At 59.8% G+C, this 15,799-nt stretch carries 16 protein-coding genes; all 16 read right to left on the reverse strand.

Annotated elements, in window-relative coordinates; all coding sequences use genetic code 11:
- Positions 1 to 49: 49 nt before the first annotated feature.
- The 16 genes from fliJ to L1O02_RS22610 all read right to left on the reverse strand — a co-directional run bounded on the left by fliJ (position 50) and on the right by L1O02_RS22610 (position 15,787).
- Complete coding sequence (gene fliJ, locus L1O02_RS22535) at positions 50 to 499, reverse strand: flagellar export protein FliJ (protein ID WP_016963162.1); 450 nt, start codon at positions 497 to 499, stop codon at positions 50 to 52.
- Positions 500 to 505: 6 nt separating this feature from the next.
- The gene (gene fliI, locus L1O02_RS22540; RefSeq protein WP_060838146.1) at positions 506 to 1,864 is read right to left on the reverse strand and encodes a flagellar protein export ATPase FliI; all 1,359 of its coding nucleotides are present in this window, start codon (positions 1,862 to 1,864) and stop codon (positions 506 to 508) included.
- Entirely contained in the window at positions 1,854 to 2,690 is an 837-nt protein-coding gene (fliH, locus tag L1O02_RS22545) for a flagellar assembly protein FliH (protein WP_108544775.1), read from the reverse strand. The genes fliI and fliH overlap by 11 nt, the downstream gene beginning before the upstream one ends.
- 9 nt (positions 2,691 to 2,699) lie before the next feature.
- Positions 2,700 to 3,719, reverse strand: a complete 1,020-nt coding sequence (gene fliG / locus L1O02_RS22550) for a flagellar motor switch protein FliG (RefSeq protein ID WP_011059975.1) — start codon at positions 3,717 to 3,719, stop codon at positions 2,700 to 2,702.
- Positions 3,712 to 5,499 (reverse strand): flagellar basal-body MS-ring/collar protein FliF, encoded by a 1,788-nt coding sequence (fliF, locus tag L1O02_RS22555; RefSeq protein ID WP_060838144.1) that lies wholly within the window; start codon positions 5,497 to 5,499, stop codon positions 3,712 to 3,714. The genes fliG and fliF overlap by 8 nt, the downstream gene beginning before the upstream one ends.
- 15 nt (positions 5,500 to 5,514) lie before the next feature.
- Entirely contained in the window at positions 5,515 to 5,841 is a 327-nt protein-coding gene (gene fliE, locus L1O02_RS22560; RefSeq protein WP_016963157.1) for a flagellar hook-basal body complex protein FliE, read from the reverse strand.
- Between the two features lie 129 nt (positions 5,842 to 5,970).
- Positions 5,971 to 7,377, reverse strand: a complete 1,407-nt coding sequence (locus L1O02_RS22565) for a sigma-54 dependent transcriptional regulator (protein WP_108544774.1) — start codon at positions 7,375 to 7,377, stop codon at positions 5,971 to 5,973.
- 5 nt (positions 7,378 to 7,382) lie between these two features.
- Positions 7,383 to 8,576 (reverse strand): ATP-binding protein, encoded by a 1,194-nt coding sequence (locus L1O02_RS22570; RefSeq protein ID WP_162492868.1) that lies wholly within the window; start codon positions 8,574 to 8,576, stop codon positions 7,383 to 7,385.
- A gap of 128 nt (positions 8,577 to 8,704) precedes the next feature.
- Entirely contained in the window at positions 8,705 to 10,180 is a 1,476-nt protein-coding gene (locus L1O02_RS22575; protein WP_016963152.1) for a sigma-54 dependent transcriptional regulator, read from the reverse strand.
- Between the two features lie 171 nt (positions 10,181 to 10,351).
- Positions 10,352 to 10,648 (reverse strand): hypothetical protein, encoded by a 297-nt coding sequence (locus L1O02_RS22580; protein WP_016963150.1) that lies wholly within the window; start codon positions 10,646 to 10,648, stop codon positions 10,352 to 10,354.
- Between the two features lie 11 nt (positions 10,649 to 10,659).
- Positions 10,660 to 11,055: a flagellar export chaperone FliS gene (fliS, locus tag L1O02_RS22585; RefSeq protein WP_060838140.1), complete on the reverse strand. Its 396-nt coding sequence runs from the start codon at positions 11,053 to 11,055 to the stop codon at positions 10,660 to 10,662.
- Positions 11,056 to 11,183: 128 nt separating this feature from the next.
- Positions 11,184 to 12,623: a flagellar filament capping protein FliD gene (gene fliD, locus L1O02_RS22590; protein WP_060838139.1), complete on the reverse strand. Its 1,440-nt coding sequence runs from the start codon at positions 12,621 to 12,623 to the stop codon at positions 11,184 to 11,186.
- Positions 12,624 to 12,705: 82 nt separating this feature from the next.
- Positions 12,706 to 13,077 carry a flagellar protein FlaG gene (locus L1O02_RS22595; protein WP_060841896.1) on the reverse strand — a complete coding sequence of 124 codons (372 nt, stop codon included), beginning with the start codon at positions 13,075 to 13,077 and terminating at the stop codon, positions 12,706 to 12,708.
- Positions 13,078 to 13,150: 73 nt separating this feature from the next.
- Positions 13,151 to 14,002, reverse strand: a complete 852-nt coding sequence (locus L1O02_RS22600; RefSeq protein WP_060838138.1) for a flagellin domain-containing protein — start codon at positions 14,000 to 14,002, stop codon at positions 13,151 to 13,153.
- A gap of 232 nt (positions 14,003 to 14,234) precedes the next feature.
- Entirely contained in the window at positions 14,235 to 14,504 is a 270-nt protein-coding gene (locus L1O02_RS22605; protein WP_060838137.1) for a hypothetical protein, read from the reverse strand.
- Positions 14,501 to 15,787: a 6-hydroxymethylpterin diphosphokinase MptE-like protein gene (locus tag L1O02_RS22610; RefSeq protein WP_060838136.1), complete on the reverse strand. Its 1,287-nt coding sequence runs from the start codon at positions 15,785 to 15,787 to the stop codon at positions 14,501 to 14,503. Before L1O02_RS22610 ends, L1O02_RS22605 begins: the two co-directional genes overlap by 4 nt.
- Positions 15,788 to 15,799 lie beyond the last annotated feature (12 nt).

Below are 15,799 nucleotides of genomic sequence, written 5' to 3' on the forward strand. Positions count from 1 at the left end.
TAGCACCCACCGGGCAGACGAACAACCTGCAGACGAAAAATGAGCGCAATCAGTAGGGATTCTGACGGGGCAGACGCTGGGAAAGTTCATCCAGCAACTTCTGTTCGCGCTTGTCCTCAAGCGCCCGAGCCTCGTCAATGTAGCGCTGCACCAGCTTGCGCAGCCCTTCCACCCGGGCATAAGCCTGCTGCCAGGCCTCCCGCGCGCGATCGAGGTTGTTCTGATGCCAGGCCAGGCTTTGCCGCTGCTGGGCCACCGCCGTGTCCAACTGACTGAGAAAGTACTGGTAGTTCATCAGCCAGTGACCGCTGACGCCAAGCTTGCCGCGCTCGACCCACTGCTCCTGGTAATCGCCGCGAAAGCGCTCCAGATCCCCCAGCTTGCTCTCGGCCACGCGCACCTGGCCATGGAAGTACTCCAGGCGCTGGGCAGCGGTACGCTCGGCGCTTTCAGCCATGTCCACCACCGGCGCCAGGCGCGCCGCACGGCTATCGGCCATGGCCGGTTAACCGCCCGCCGCCGGAGCGAAAAGCATCTCCAGATGGGTTTGGCTGTGGCCCAGGCTGACGTTGTCGTTCAGCCCCTGGCGCAGGTAGGCAACCATGGCCGGCTGCAGGGAAATCGCCGTGTCGGTGTCGCGATCACCGCCTGCCACGTAGGCGCCGACGCTGATCAGATCCCGCGCCTGCTGATAACGCGACCACAACTGCTTGAAGTACTGGGCCCGCGCCATGTTGTCGGGGCTGATCACCGCCGGCATGACCCGGCTGATGGAGGCTTCGATGTCGATGGCGGGATAGTGCCCTTCCTCCGCCAGGCGCCGGGACAGCACGATATGCCCGTCGAGCACGCCTCGGGCCGAGTCGGCGATAGGATCCTGCTGGTCATCGCCCTCGGACAGCACGGTGTAGAAGGCCGTAATCGAACCACCGCCGGCCTCGGCGTTACCGGCCCGCTCCACCAGCTTGGGCAGCTTGGCGAACACCGAAGGCGGATAACCCTTGGTGGCGGGAGGCTCGCCAATGGCCAGGGCGATTTCCCGCTGGGCCTGGGCGAAACGAGTCAGGGAATCCATCAGCAACAGGACATTCTTGCCCTTGTCGCGAAAATATTCGGCGATCCGCGTGCAGTACATTGCCGCTCGTAACCGCATCAGCGGCGCGTCGTCCGCCGGCGAAGCCACCACCACCGAGCGCTTGAGGCCTTCTTCGCCCAGGATGTGTTCGATGAACTCCTTGACCTCACGCCCCCGCTCACCGATCAGCCCGACCACGATAATGTCGGCCTCGGTGAAGCGGGTCATCATCCCCAGCAGCACACTCTTGCCCACACCGGTACCGGCGAACAGGCCAAGACGCTGGCCGCGCCCCACCGTCAATAAACCGTTGATGCTGCGAATCCCCACATCCAGCGGCTGACTGATGGGATCGCGCTTGAGGGGGTTGATGGTCGGACCATCCATCGGCACCCAGTCTTCGGCGCGCATGGAGCCCTTGCCGTCCAGCGCCCGACCGGCGCCATCCAGCACGCGCCCGAGCATGCTCATGCCCATGGGCAGGCGCCCGGTGTCGGCCTGAGGCACCACCCGGGCACCCGGCGCAATCCCGGCGACACTGCCCACCGGCATCAGGAACACCTTGCCTCCGGAGAACCCCATGACTTCGGCCTCGACCTGGACCGGGTGATAGCTGTCATCGTTGATCACCAGACAACGAGTGCCCATGGCGGCACGCAATCCTTCCGCTTCCAGGGTCAGGCCGACCATGCGCAGCAGACGCCCCTCCAGGATGGGCTGACCAGGCAGCTTGACGGCCTCGGCGTAGCTCCCCAGACGCTTGCCGAAACTGGTGCGTTCAAGGCGCATCAGCGGCTTCCGCAGGCTCGGGGTGCTCGGTGACGAAAGATTGCTCGGGATCGATATCCGCCACCGACGGCGTCCGCGGCCCCAGATCCAGGCTCAGGTCCGCAGCGCCCGGGTGCAGCGACTGCTCGTGCATCCGATCGAACAATTGATCCATGGCTTGGGTAATGCGGGTTTCGACGCTGGCATCGATGCGACTGTGCTCGGTTTCGACCCGACAGCCGCCAGGCAGCAGTGCCTCGTCTTCGACGATGCGCCAGCTTTCCTCATGCCGCTCGCGCAGGCTCTTGACCTGCTCGAAGTCCTGCGGATTGACGTAGAGACGCACATTGCCGACACCCAGGGGCAGCAGCTTGAGGGCTTCGCGCATGACGTGCTCGATCTGGCTGGAATCCATCGCCAATTCACGCTGGATCACCTCACGGGTGACATGCTTGACCAGTTCCACCAGGGTTTTCTCGATCTGCATGTCCTGCTCGGCAATCGGCTCGAACAGGTTGACCATCAGTTGCTCGAGGGCCTGCAACCTGGCGACCAGAGCGACTTCAGCCTCCTGCCGGACCTTGAGCGTAGTGCTGTGGAAGCCTTCTTTCTCGCCGGTGGCAAAACCTTCGTTATAGGCTTCCTGACGAATGCTCTCGAGCTCTTCAAGGGTCAGCGGCTGGACTTCCTCCAGCGGCACTTCCTCGATCTCTTCCGGAATCTCTTCAGGCTCCGGCTCCGGCTCGGGCGGCTCGGGATCGAAACTGGGCAGCGCCCAGACGTCAAAACCCTCGACGTCCCGGGCGCGAATCAGTTCGCTGTGGGACTCATCACTGCTGGACGACATAAAGCGACCTTAGATCATTTCTTCGCCGCCCTTCCCGCCGAGAACGATCTCTCCGGCTTCGGCCATACGGCGGGCAATGGTGAGGATTTCCTTCTGCGCCGTTTCCACGTCGCTGACGCGAACCGGCCCCTTGGCTTCCAGATCGTCGCGCAGTAGCTCCGCCGCACGTTTGGACATGTTCTTGAAGATCTTTTCCTTGACCCCTTCGTCCGACCCCTTGAGGGCCAGCACCAGCACGTCGGAAGACACTTCGCGCAACAGCGCCTGAATGCCGCGATCGTCGACATCGGCCAGGTTGTTGAACACGAACATCAGGTCTTCGATCTGGCCGGACAGGTCTTCGTCGACTTCGCGGATCGAATCCATCAACTGGCCTTCGATCGAACTGTCGAGGAAGTTCATGATGTCGGCCGCACGCTTGATACCGCCCAAAGTGGTACGGGAGGCGTTGGAGTTGCCGGAGAACTGCTTCTCGAGAATCTGGTTCAGCTCTTTGAGCGCCGCCGGCTGCACGGTATTGAGCGAGGAAACCCGCAAGATGATATCCAGTCGCGCCTTGTGGTCGAAGTTGCCCAGCACTTCACCGGCTTGATCCGGATCCAGATAGGCGACGACGATCGCCTGGATCTGCGGGTGCTCGTAACGAATCACGTCCGCCACGGCCCGGGGCTCCATCCACTTCAGGCTGTCCAGGCCGCTGGTGTTGCCACCCAGCAGGATGCGGTCGATCAGGCCGTTAGCCTTGTCTTCGCCCAGGGCCTGGGTGAGCATTTTGCGCACGTAGTCATCGGAGCCCACGCCCAGGCTGGTCTGATCGCCGACGATGTCGACGAACTCGCTCATCACCTGCTCGACCTGCTCGCGGTGCACGTTGCCCATCTGCGCCATGGCCACACCCACACGCTGGACCTCTTTGGGCCCCATGTGGCGCAGCACCTGCGCGGCATCGGTGGAACCCAGGGACAGCAGCAAAATCGCGGCTTTGTCGACCCGGGTCAGTTTGGCGGTAGCGGCTCGGTTATCACTCATCTGCGTTAATCCACTCTTTCACGACCTGAGCCACACGACCCGGGTCTTCAGCCACCAGACTCTTGATTGCGTTCAACTGAGCGTCATAGCCCTCGCTCGGGCTCGGCAGCAGGATGCTTTGCGGACCACCGAGGCTGACGCGATCGTTGGCCAACTCGCCATCCAGGCCGCCCATGCCGCCCAGCTCGACATCACTGCCAAGACCTGCCAATTGCTTGTCTTTGCCACCGCCGGTGATGTTGTTGAGCACCGGACGCAGGACACCGAACACCAGCACCAGGATGAACAGCACGCCCAGGACCTGCTTGACGATGTCCCAGAACCAAGGTTGCGAATAGAACGGAATATCGGCGACCGCTTCTCCACGCTCGGCGGAGAATGGCACGTTGATCACACTGACGCTGTCGCCACGGCTGGCGTCGAAACCTACCGCGTCCTGCACCAGTCGGGTGAACCGCGCCAATTCGTCGGCGCTCCAGGGAGCACGGGTGGTTTCGCCATTGGCCGGATTGACCTTGACCTGATCGTCCACCACCACCGCTACCGACAGGCGATTGACCCTACCCTGCTGCTGCTTGGTGTGGCTGATGGAGCGATCGAGCTCGAAGTTCTTGGTGGATTGTTGACGCTTGTCCGCCGGGTAAGGTGCCAGCATCGGCTGACCGGTGGCCGGATCCATGACCTGTTGGCCATTGGCATCCAGCAGCGGCTGGCCGGGTTGCACCATGCCCGCAGAGGCAGTCGCGCCCCCAGTGGTTTGCGGCGCCGACGCCGGTGACGGCGGTTGGTTGCTCAGAGCACCCGGCACGCCTTGCGGGCCATTGCTGCTGGAGCGCTGTTCGTTGACCGATTGCTCGCTGCGCAGGGCCGGCTGATCGGGGTTGAACTGCTCGGAAGTAGACTCCACCGCGCTGAAGTCGACATCTGCCGAGACTTCAGCCTTATAGCGATCGTTGCCCAGCACCGGCTGCAGAATGTTGTGCACCCGCTGGGTCAGCATGCTTTCCAGGCGACGGCTGTAATCGAACTGTTTGCCGGCCATGGTCAATGCGGAGTTTTCCGCCTGATCGGAGAGCAGGTTGCCCTTCTGGTCGACCACGGTGACTTGGGACTTGCTCAGCTCAGGAACGCTGGTGGCCACCAGGTTGACGATGGCCATGACCTGACCCGGCTCCAGAGAGCGACCGGAGTACAGCTCTACCAGTACCGATGCGCTGGGCTTGCGCTCGTCGCGGACGAACACCGAGCTTTTCGGAATCGCCAGGTGCACGCGGGCACCCTTGACGTTGTTCAAGCTGGAGATGGTCCGGGCCAGCTCGCCTTCCAGGCCGCGACGATAGCGGGTCGCTTCCATGAACTGGCTGGTACCCAGGCCCTGGTCCTTATCGAGGATCTCGAAGCCGACGTTACCGTCTCCCGGCGCCACGCCAGCGGCAGCCAGCTTCATGCGAGCTCGGGACAGATCATCGGCCTTGACCAGCAAGGCACCGGAATTGGGCTCGACGGTGTAAGGAATGTCGGCAGAAGCCAGGGTATCCATGACCTGCTTGGCATCCATACCGGCCAGGCTGCCATACAGCGGCCGGTAATCGGGCTGCTGCGACCACAGCACCACGGCAAAGCCGATCGCCACGCTGGCGGCCAGGCCTACCAACAGGCCAACCTGACGCAGCATGGTCATCTGGGACAGGTTTTCCAGGAAGGACAGACCGAACAGCGGCGGTTTACCGTCTATCGGGGTGGCCTTGGCCGGTACGTTATCGGCGACTGCTTCTGCCATGACTCAATCTCGTCCTTAAACCGGCATCTGCATGATGTCTTGATACGCTTGAACCAGCTTGTTGCGCACCTGGGTCAAAGCTTGAAAAGACACGCTGGCCTTTTGCGAGGAAATCATCACGTCAGTCAGGTCGACGCCGCTTTTACCAATTTCAAAAGCGCTGGCCAGCTGATTGGAAGCCTGCTGAGTGTCATTGACCTTGTTCACGGCCTGACCAAGCATGTCAGCGAAGCTACTGCCGCCGACTTCTGCCACTGCGGCGGATTTAGGCTGCGACATCGCGTCCATCTGCATGGCCCGCATATCCAGCATCAACCGATTAAATTCAACACCTTGGCTCATGGTCTACTCTCTCTGACGACCCGCAATTTTTTGACACTCACTGTGCGGTTAGTGAGGTGTTAGCAACAAGGGTGCCAGCTCCATGGCCTTGCGCGACAAAAGCCTGTCCGAGGCTTCGTCCATGAACGATCAAGTGGCAAACAGATAGGCTTCGACATCCATTCCGGCGTCACGCATCTGCGCCAACTTGTAACGTAGGGTGCGCGGACTGATCCCCAATCGCTCCGCCGCCTCCTTGCGCCGCCCACGCTCGGAACGCAAGGTATCGATGATCATCTGGAATTCCCGACGCCGTAGATCGTCGCCCAGACCGCCCGACTCCTGGGGCGCACCCTCCCCGGCATTGACCAGACCGCGCGGCGCCGACTGACCGGCCACCGACAAGGCCGGCAGCGGCGCACAGGCAACCGGCCCGGCCAGACAGAAGTCCTCCGGCTGGATCAGCCCCCCTTGCTGCAGAATCAGGGCTCGCTGCAAGGCGTTGTCCAGTTCGCGAACGTTGCCCGGCCAGGGATAGGCCAGCAGGCAGGCCTGAGCCTCGGCAGAGAGTCTGGCGGCGGCATGCTTCATTTTATTGACGTGCTTGGCCAACAATCGCTCGGCCAGCGGCAGGATATCGGCGGTCCGCTCGCGCAGCGGGCGCCATGCCAGGGGAAAGACCGACAGGCGATAGTACAGATCCTCACGGAAGCGCCCGGCCGCCACCTCCCCCGCCAGATCACGGTTGGTGGTGGCCACCACCCGGATATCCAGGGTGATGGGCTTGCGGGCGCCGACCCGCTCCACCTCGCGCTCCTGCAAGACCCGCAGCAACTTGGCCTGCAGCCCCAGGGGCATTTCGGAGATTTCATCCAGAAGAATGGTGCCGCCATCGGCCTGCTCGAACTTGCCGGGCTGGGCCGCAATGGCACCGGTAAAGGATCCTTTCTCATGCCCGAACAGGGTGGCTTCAAGCATGTTGTCGGGAATCGCTGCGCAGTTGATGGCAATGAACGGCTGGCTGGCCCGATGGGAATGCTGATGGATATAGCGCGCCAGCACTTCCTTGCCAGTGCCGGACTCGCCGGAGATCAGCACCGTGGAATCACTGCGAGCCACGCGCGCGGCCAACTCCAGCAACTGGGCACTGGCCGGCTCGAAAGCCACCGGCCCTTCCCCGTCAGCCGCCCCCAGGCAGCCCAGGGCATGACGAGCCACCAGCTCCAGCAACGCCTTGGGCTCGAAGGGCTTGACCAGATAATCGGCAGCCCCCTGGCGCATGGCCTCCACGGCACGCTCGACGGCGCCGTGGGCGGTCATCAGCAACACCGGCAATTGCGGTTGCCGGGCACGCAACAGCCCCAGCAACTGATGGCCGTCCATACCCGGCATGTTCACATCGCTGACCACCAGGCTGAAGGACTCGACGGCTACCGCTTCCAGCGCCTCTTCCGCGCTGCCAACCGCCTTGTAGTCATGACCGGCCAGCAGCAGGGTATCTGCCAGGGCCTCGCGCAAAGCACGATCGTCTTCAACCAGTAGAACCTTGATTGCCATTGACTTCACTCCACTCCATGAGCACTGGAGAACAGAGGCAGTGTCACCAGCGCACAAGTACCGCGCCCAGGACGCGAACGCAGGGATAATTCTCCCTGATGAGCCCGGGCCACCGCCTTGACCACCGTCAGGCCGAGCCCGGTGCCGTTGGCCTTGGTGGTGAAAAACGGCTCGCCCAAGCGCTCCAGAACCGCAGCGTCAATTCCGCTGCCACTGTCACTGATACACAACCTGAGGGTGTCACCCCGGGTATACAGATGCACCTTGAGTCGCGCCGCGCCAGCACTGGCCTGCACGGCGTTTTCGATCAGATTGAGCAAGGCGCCGACCAGGGTGTCGCGGTTGCACAGCAACTCCCCTTGATGACTGTCGCACTGCCAGCGCACGGCAACGTCCTGGACATGGGTCTGGGCCGCGGCCTGCAACGACTGCAGCAGCGACTTGGGGGACAGGCGATCGGTCAGGGGCAATTCGCCACGGGCGAATACCAGCATGTCGCGCACCTGATGCTCCAGCTCATGCAAGCGCTCTTTGAGCCGCCCAGCGAAACGCTGATGAGTGGCCAGTGGCAACTCCTGTTCGGTGAGGTGGCTGGCATACAGCAAGGCTGCCGAAAGAGGGGTGCGAATCTGGTGTGCCAGGGAGGCGACCATCTTGCCCAGGGAGGACAGGCGCTCGTGACGAGCCAGTTGATCCTGCAGATGACGGGTTTCAGTCAAGTCGTTGAGCAACACCAGTTGCCCGGGCTCGGCATCCAGCGAACGGGTAGCAATCGACAGGCGCCGACCGTCGCGCAGGGAAATTTCATGACCGTCGTCCTCGCGGGGCGCAAAGCTGCGGGCAATGATGTTGCGCCACAACTCCCCTTCCAGAGGCAAACCTAAAAGATCACAGGCCGCCGGGTTGGCTTCACTGACGATACCCTGGCCATCGATGACGATAACGCCGCCCGGCAACAGGTCGAGAAGGTTCTGCAGACGGTTGGCCAGACGCTCTTTTTCCGCCAGCTCCTGCATGCGCTGGGCGCTGACCACGGCCAACTCGCCCTTGAGCTCGGTCACCCTGGCCTCAAGCATGCTGTAGGAGTCAGTAAGTTGGCTCGACATCTGGTTGAACAAGGCGAAGGCCTGCTCAAGACCCTGCCGGCTTGCCTGCTCTACGGACGACGATGGCCCCGGCGCATCGGGGACAGGAGACATCTGGGCGGCTTGGGGCATCGTGCTCTCTCGCTTGGCTGACCGTCAGTTAAACGGAACGTTACAAGAGACTTAGCAATACCCGTGCCTAAAAAAAACCACCCAGTTTTCAACGACTTGAAAAACAGGCGTCAATCATCCGCCTGTTCATCACCTTCACGACGGCTCATGCCGTACTTGCGCATCTTCTCCACCAGCGTCGTGCGACGGATGCGCAGACGCTCGGCGGCACGCGCCACGATGCCATTGGCGTCGTCCAGGGCTTGCTGGATCAACCCCTGCTCCAGGCTACCGAGGTAATCCTTCAGGTCCAGGCCTTCCGGCGGCAACATGGCGGTGGCGGCGAAGTCCGGGGCATGACCATTGATCGCTACCCGCTCTTCCAGATCGCTACGCAAGCTATCCACCAGCTGCTCGTCTTCATCATCGACGTAGCGGAACTTCTTGGGCAGCTCGACCACACCGATCACCCCGTATGGATGCATGATCGCCATACGCTCCACCAGGTTGGCCAGCTCTCGGACGTTGCCCGGCCAGCCATGCCTGCACAGCGACATGATGGCGGCGGAATTGAAACGAATCGAACCGCGCTTCTCGTGCTCCATGCGCGAAATCAATTCATTCATCAGCAGCGGAATATCTTCCACCCGCTCGCGCAGCGGCGCCATCTCGATAGGGAACACGTTGAGGCGGTAGTACAAATCCTCACGGAAGGTCCCGACCTCGATCATGCTTTCCAGGTTTTTGTGGGTGGCGGCAATGATCCGCACATCGACACCCTGGGTCTTGTTGCTCCCCACACGCTCGAAGGTCCGCTCCTGCAGCACCCGCAGCAGCTTGACCTGCATCGGCAATGGCATATCGCCAATTTCATCGAGGAACAGAGTGCCGCCATTGGCCAATTCGAAGCGACCGGCGCGACTGGTAATGGCCCCGGTGAAAGCCCCCTTCTCGTGACCGAACAATTCGCTTTCCAACAGCTCGGCAGGGATGGCTCCGCAATTGACCGGAACGAAAGGCGCATCACGGCGCTTGGAGTGATAGTGCAGATTGCGCGCCACCACTTCCTTGCCGGTTCCCGACTCCCCAAGGATCAACACACTGGCGTCGGTATCCGCGACCTGCTGCATCATCTGCCGCACGTGCTGGATTGCGCGACTGGTGCCTACCAGGCTACGGAACAGGTTGGGCTCGCGATGACGGCCGCGCTCGCGGGCCTGATCGTACATTTCACGATAGACCTGGGCACGGTGCAGGGAATCAAGCAACTTGCTGTAGCTGGGCGGCATTTCCAGGGTGGAAAGCACTCGACGCCGCTGGTCTTCCGGCAAATCAATGGAAGAATTTTCGCCCATTAGCAAAACCGGAAGGAACTCATCCCAGGTTGAGAGTGTCTTTAGCAGACCCAGAAGCGCGCCCGGAGCATTTACGGTCCCAATGAGGACGCAAATTACTTCACGACTTGACGACAAAGAGCCGACAGCCTGCTGCCAGTCATGGCTACCGCAGGGTAAATTTTCTTCGCCGAGAAAATTTAAAATCACCGCCAGGTCGCGGCGGCGCACGCTATCGTCATCGATCAGCAGAATTTTGGTTTCACGCCACATGCAATAGCAACTTCCCTAGTCAACTCAATGCCCAGAATAAGGGGCAAGCTAGACGCGCTTGTAGGCATTTTCTGCCTTATAGACGCCTGAAATCTGAAAACAGCCACTAGTTAAGTCAAAAATGCGTGCACAGTCAAATTTATGGCGCGCAACGTTCGGATTAACTCAACATTAACCGAACAAATGGTAAACCTTTGCCGCGTTCTGCGCTTGAGTGATCTGCGACATCTCGTCGACTATCGCCTGACGCTCGCCGGTCGCCACCTCAAGCAGCTGTCGGTAAACCCCCAACAACTCCTCCAGATTGTCACGCAAAGCGACCTCATCGACCTGAGCTTCGCTGAGCACGTCCTCCATGCACGAACGACAAGCCAGATCCAACTCACCAATGGCTTGCCAATTGCGCTCAGCAAGGGCGTCGACCAATGCCTCGCGGGTTTCTTCGATACGTTGCAGGACAGCGCTCATGGTGTTCCTCCTCAGAACTGCGGACCCGGCGCAGCGATGGCATCCCAGCCCTCTTTGACCGTACGCAGCAGACCAGCAACCTCATCAAGGATCTTCGGATCAGTCTTGATATTGGCTTCAGTCAGACGCTTCATCATGTAGGTATAAAGACTGTCCAGATCCCCCAGAGTATCCATGGAGTTTTCCAGGTCCAGGCCCTCACGCAAGCCACCGATAATGCCAATGGCCTTGCTGATGAACACGCCCTTGTTGGCGATATCCTTGCGCTCCATCGCACCCTTGGCCTGAGCGATACGATCCAGACCGCCTTCCATCAACATCTGCACCAGACGATGTGGACTGGCTTCGGAGGTCTGCGCCTGCGCACCGACCTTCTGATACTGCCGAAGGGCTAACATCGGATTCATGTGATACCTCTTCAAAACTCAAGGGTTCGTATAAGCATTGTATCGACGCAACGTCAAAAAACTTTAGGCCAAATACAAAAGCCCGGAGCGTTGAAAAACGCTGCCGGGCTTTTGGCACAGGCCAGATATTAACCTTTCTTTTGTGCGTTCAACGCTTCGAACATCGACGTGATGTTACTGGCGGTAGCCTTCAACTTGCCCACCAGAGTATCCATATCGTTGTACTTCTTGGTCAGTACTGCCGTCAGTGTTGCCACTCGACGATCCAAAGCATCCTGTTGATCGCTGAGCTTTTTCTTGGTGATATCCAGAGTCTTGGTCCGAGTGGTCAGAATCCCCTCGGTCATGCTGCCTACACCCTGAGTGAACGGCTTGATAGCGGAAGTCATGCGATCGAGCAACCCCGGATTGGTGCCGTCGCCCGAAAACAGCTTCTGCACTTCGCCACCAAGCTTCTTATCGGTCATGGCGACAGTGAATTTTTTATCGTCGAAATCCAGCGCACCAGTCTTCTGGTTGGTGGTAATCCCCAACTGCGCCAGGACGGTGAGCTTGTCGCCCGCCCCAACCTGTGACAACGGCTCACGAATGGCCGCCAGAATCGAACGAGGCAGAGCGTCACCGGTCAACTGAGCCGGGACCGTCAGCTTGCCATTGTCATCCAAAGAGGGCTTAGTCAGGGTCGAAATACCATTGGCCACAGCGTTATAGGCATCGACAAACTTCTGAATTGAAGTCTTCAGACCTTCAGTATTGGTCGCAACGGTGATAGTGATCGGCTTATCGGTCTTGGCCAACAAGTTGAGCTTGAGACCGGAAACAGCCTGAGTGACGGTGTTGGTCTTGCTGGTCAGTTGCATGCCATCGATACTAAAAACCGCATCCCTGGCCACCCCACCAATGTTGCCCGAAGCGGCGGCTCCAGTCCCCATAGACTGGGTGCCATCAACTTCCAACCCAGCGATACCACTGACAGAAATATCAGAGCCCGCACCGGTCTTGTCAGAGCCGATCACCAGACGCGAACCGAACGAGTCAGTCACAATGTTGGCACTGATTCCGGACATGGCCATCTTGGAGTCGGCATTGATCGAGTCACGCACCGACTGCAATGTCGCATTCGCGCCGATTGTCAGCGGATAGTTAATGCCATTTTGAGTGATGTTCAACGTACCACTCGGAATGGCACTGGTATTTCCTCCGGCAAAAGCCTTACTGGCCACTTTTGACGAAGTTGCAAGATCGGTCACCTCAACAGTGTACTTGCCAGCCACCGCATAGTTGTCGGCTGTGGCATCCACGATTTTACTGTCGGTGGAGGTCGCCGCAAAACCGGCAAAGGAAGGATTGACCGAGCTTCCGAGCCCTGTGACCGACAGGGTGCTCTGAAAAGTCGACAACAGCGATTGCAAGGTTCCGATACCGGAGATACTCGCGCTGTTGTTGGTAGTTGCACGGTCGATCTGACCCTGCTTGGCCGCTTTGTCAGCCGCAACCAACGCCTTGACGATAGCACCGGTATCGAGGCCGGAACCCAGACCGGTACCCGGTAGAATTGGACTTGCCATGTGTTTCTCCCTTCAGTGTGCCGCCGATCTTTTGACCACTACAACGTCCAAAAGAACATAGCAACAAATTTCATGCCAGCTATCAGACTTTCGCGCTAAACAGCAGACTGCTGGCGTCATTCAAGCTATTGGCCAATCTCAGCACTTCCTCGTTGGGGATCTGACGAACCACCTCACCCGAATCACTGGCAATGACCTTGACCACAACCTGACCGGAGGGCTCGTCGATCGAGAACTCCAGGTTACGCTTGACCGACTGGACGAATTTCTCGATTTCCTGAACGGCCATCTTCAACTTATCTTGCTCAGCCTGCGCATCTTTCTTGCCGTCATGGCTAGCAGTTTCAACCACAGCAGGCACCACCTCTCGAGGCTTCTCCACGGGCTTGTCAGCAACTGGCGTTACCGGCTTGGCCGTTGGATAAGACAAGTTCAGCTTCACGCTCATATCCATGTCCATCACCTCTTAAAGTAAAAAAGCGAGAGAGCACGACCAGCGCACTCCCCCGCCAAAGCTTAGCCAGCTATTACTGAAGCAGTTTCAGTACAGCGGACGGCAGTTGGTTGGCCTGGGCCAGAACTGCGGTCGAAGCTTGTTGCAGAGTCTGCTGCTTGGTCAGCTGGGCAGTTTCAGCAGCGAAGTCGGTATCTTGTACGCGACCCAGTGCAGCACTGGCGTTTTCGTTGATGTTCTGCAGGTTGGAGATGGTGCTGGTCAGACGGTTCTGGGCAGCACCGAGGTCGGCACGGCTGGAGTTGATGGTCTGCAGCGCCTTGTCGATAGCGTCCATTGCAGCTTTGGTGCTGGCTTCAGCAGTGGTGCTGTCAGTACCGGTGATGGCGATGGTCGCCGAACCCACGCTCAGGGTTGCAGCGTCGAAGCCGCTGGCCAAAGTGATGGTGATCTGGTTGGTAGCGCCAGTGTTGGAACCTACCTGGAAGGTCATGGTGCCAGCAGTACCGTCGATCAGGTTCTTGCCGTTCAGGTTGGTCGACTTGGCGATACGAGTCAGCTCGTCCGACATCTGAGCAAATTCTTTGTTCAGAGCAACACGGTCTTGAGTACCGTTGGAGTCGTTTCGCGACTGAACTGCCAGTTCACGCATACGCTGCAGGATGTTGGTGGACTCTTGCATCGCGCCTTCAGCGGTCTGGGCGATGGAGATACCGTCGTTGGCGTTTTTGATTGCCATGGTCTGACCACGGATCTGCGAGGTCATACGGGTAGCGATCTGCAGGCCGGCGGCGTCGTCTTTTGCACTGTTGATTTTCAGGCCGGAAGACAGGCGAGTCATCGAAGTCGACAGAGCGTCGGAAGCGCGGTTCAGGTTCTTCTGAACGTTCAACGACGTGACGTTAGTGTTTACTGTTAAAGCCATGACGAATTCCTCGTTGGTTGGGTACTGCGGCTTCCGGCCCTGGCAACCGCCGGGTAATGGCCTAGAGAACCTTCGTAATAGTTATCGTCGGTAATGCAAGTTGCTTTAGGGCTTTTTCAAAAATATTTGCCATCACCCTGCCACCCCTTGAAAAACAAGGGGTTAAACCCTTGTCCAACTAAAAAATGACGCCAGAAAAACCCCACCAAAACCCGCCTGATGCGCCTAATCCTCAATCTCCAAATGCCATGGACAGCCACTCCACCAACTCGTACTCCAGGTAGTCGGCCAGGCCCAGCCAATCCTGCGCCTCCTGACACTTGAGCATCAGACTCAGCAACCCGGACCACTCCTGCTGAACCGCCAGAGGGGCAACATCGACCAGGCCTTGCACCGGGTCGAACAGCTCGATCATGTTCACCGCCGCTTCGACCTCCCGTCCCAGGCGGAACAGATCGGCAACCTCCCGGGCACGGGCGATCAGAGACTCAAGCCGGCTCATTGGACAAAATCCTCATGGAAGGTGGTGCCCGCGATCATGGCGCCGCTGCGACTGGTATTGAAAAACCTGACCTCGGGCTGACTCTGGATGTAGCGCTCCAACTCGCACAGGTAGCTGCGGAAATTGAGCTGGGTCTTGACTCGCTGCCCGTTGCCGTCCAGCACCCAATGCTTGGCGGCCTTGAGTTGCGGCCCCAGGTCGCCGTCCTGCCAGCCGGCATGGGTTCGATCCATCGGAAAGGCAAAATCCGCACCGAACAACGTGATCCGCCGCCCTCCCATCTTCACCGCCAGGTCCACCGCGGGATGGATCACGCTGCCTCCGGCATGCAACTGCGCCTTAGGCCATCGCTGACGCAAAGACGCAAAGACCGGGCTGGCCGAGTAAGCGACGTAACGTGGCCCCTGCCAGCCTTCAAGCACCCGCGGATCCGCCAGAGGCATGTACACGAGGGTCGTGCTGGCACTGTCCTGAGCCGGAAGATGCCGGCTGGAAATACGCTGATCGATACTCACCACCACATCCGGCTGAATGCCGTGGCGCTGCAGGGGCTGATACGCGGTGTCGACACAGATCAGCAACGGTCGTTGCGGCCGCTCGCGCAATGCCCGCAAGGCTGCAAAATGCTGCTCCAGGCTCGGACCGGTCGCGATCACAAAAACCTCGCGCCCGCTATCGCGGCCAAACAACTCGGCGACATCGGCATCAGCCCGCACCCAGGGCTCGACGGCAGCCAGGCGCTCGGCGACACCCGCCTCCTCGGTGAACAGGCGGTTGTTGAACGTCACATGAGTCTCACTGACCAATCGGTCGCGAATCTTCGCGCTGTAATCATCGGCCAGCACCAACTCGGACGGCAGGGCAAAGAATGGCAGCTGAATCTCCGACAGGTCGCCGGCGTAGAGCAGCTCGACCCGCGGATCGGCCAACCAGAACTGCTGATCGAGCAACTGCAGCACCAGCTTGAACAGCGCGCCGTTGAGAATATGCACGTAAAGTCGCGTCAGCCCCGGTCGCTCAAGCAACGCCAGTTGCAGATCCCCCAGGCCGCAGCCATACAGATGCAGGACAGGCGCCTCGGGCAGACTGGCCGCCTGAGTACGAGCCTCGCGAGTGCGATCATGACGGCTGGTGAGCTGGATACCGGCGACGCTCAGGGTCGACCCCAGGCCTTCCACCAGATCCGCCTGCAATACGGCACTGTCCTCAGCCAACAGCCGCTCCAGCAGCGCCGGCCAGCGCTCCCTCAGTACCTGGGCATTGTGTTCCAAGCTATCGCTCATGCTGCCTCGCCT

The organism is Pseudomonas sp. BC42, from assembly GCF_021560055.1.
Taxonomy (GTDB): Bacteria; Pseudomonadota; Gammaproteobacteria; order Pseudomonadales; family Pseudomonadaceae; genus Aquipseudomonas.

What these genes read in the sequence shown, in the direction of transcription:
- fliJ (WP_016963162.1), bottom strand. Translation starts at nt 499, where the DNA reads ATGGCCGATAGCCGTGCGGCGCGCCTGGCGCCGGTGGTGGACATGGCT.
- fliI (WP_060838146.1), bottom strand. Translation starts at nt 1,864, where the DNA reads ATGCGCCTTGAACGCACCAGTTTCGGCAAGCGTCTGGGGAGCTACGCC.
- fliH (WP_108544775.1), bottom strand. Translation starts at nt 2,690, where the DNA reads ATGTCGTCCAGCAGTGATGAGTCCCACAGCGAACTGATTCGCGCCCGG.
- fliG (WP_011059975.1), bottom strand. Translation starts at nt 3,719, where the DNA reads ATGAGTGATAACCGAGCCGCTACCGCCAAACTGACCCGGGTCGACAAA.
- fliF (WP_060838144.1), bottom strand. Translation starts at nt 5,499, where the DNA reads ATGGCAGAAGCAGTCGCCGATAACGTACCGGCCAAGGCCACCCCGATA.
- fliE (WP_016963157.1), bottom strand. Translation starts at nt 5,841, where the DNA reads ATGAGCCAAGGTGTTGAATTTAATCGGTTGATGCTGGATATGCGGGCC.
- L1O02_RS22565 (WP_108544774.1), bottom strand. Translation starts at nt 7,377, where the DNA reads ATGGCAATCAAGGTTCTACTGGTTGAAGACGATCGTGCTTTGCGCGAG.
- L1O02_RS22570 (WP_162492868.1), bottom strand. Translation starts at nt 8,576, where the DNA reads ATGTCTCCTGTCCCCGATGCGCCGGGGCCATCGTCGTCCGTAGAGCAG.
- L1O02_RS22575 (WP_016963152.1), bottom strand. Translation starts at nt 10,180, where the DNA reads ATGTGGCGTGAAACCAAAATTCTGCTGATCGATGACGATAGCGTGCGC.
- L1O02_RS22580 (WP_016963150.1), bottom strand. Translation starts at nt 10,648, where the DNA reads ATGAGCGCTGTCCTGCAACGTATCGAAGAAACCCGCGAGGCATTGGTC.
- fliS (WP_060838140.1), bottom strand. Translation starts at nt 11,055, where the DNA reads ATGAATCCGATGTTAGCCCTTCGGCAGTATCAGAAGGTCGGTGCGCAG.
- fliD (WP_060838139.1), bottom strand. Translation starts at nt 12,623, where the DNA reads ATGGCAAGTCCAATTCTACCGGGTACCGGTCTGGGTTCCGGCCTCGAT.
- L1O02_RS22595 (WP_060841896.1), bottom strand. Translation starts at nt 13,077, where the DNA reads ATGGATATGAGCGTGAAGCTGAACTTGTCTTATCCAACGGCCAAGCCG.
- L1O02_RS22600 (WP_060838138.1), bottom strand. Translation starts at nt 14,002, where the DNA reads ATGGCTTTAACAGTAAACACTAACGTCACGTCGTTGAACGTTCAGAAG.
- L1O02_RS22605 (WP_060838137.1), bottom strand. Translation starts at nt 14,504, where the DNA reads ATGAGCCGGCTTGAGTCTCTGATCGCCCGTGCCCGGGAGGTTGCCGAT.
- L1O02_RS22610 (WP_060838136.1), bottom strand. Translation starts at nt 15,787, where the DNA reads ATGAGCGATAGCTTGGAACACAATGCCCAGGTACTGAGGGAGCGCTGG.